Annotated in this window: 2 tRNA genes; both read left to right on the forward strand. The window is 47.6% G+C overall.

The features are described 5' to 3' along the window. The first annotated feature begins 7 nt into the window (after positions 1 to 7). A tRNA-Ile gene (locus BFP96_RS01360) sits at positions 8 to 84 on the forward strand. A 30-nt stretch (positions 85 to 114) separates the two neighbouring features. Then, a tRNA-Ala gene (locus BFP96_RS01365) sits at positions 115 to 190 on the forward strand. Positions 191 to 338 lie beyond the last annotated feature (148 nt).

A 338-nucleotide genomic window follows, 5' to 3' on the forward strand; every position in this document is an offset into this window, starting at 1 on the left:
CGAAATTGGGTCTGTAGCTCAGTTGGTTAGAGCGCACCCCTGATAAGGGTGAGGTCGGCAGTTCGAATCTGCCCAGACCCACCAATTTTGTGTGGGAAACGCCTGTAGAAATACGGGGCCATAGCTCAGCTGGGAGAGCGCCTGCCTTGCACGCAGGAGGTCAACGGTTCGATCCCGTTTGGCTCCACCACTACTGCTTCTGTTTGTATAAAGCTTAGAAATGAGCATTCCATCGTCATGATGGTGAATGTTGATTTCTAGTCTTTGACTAGTTCGTTCTTTAAAAATTTGGGTATGTGATAGAAAGATAGACTGAACGTTACTTTCACTGGTAACGG

The sequence above is a fragment of the Pseudomonas sp. 34 E 7 genome (assembly GCF_900005715.1).
In the GTDB taxonomy this organism is placed as follows: domain Bacteria; phylum Pseudomonadota; class Gammaproteobacteria; order Pseudomonadales; family Pseudomonadaceae; genus Aquipseudomonas; species Aquipseudomonas orientalis_A.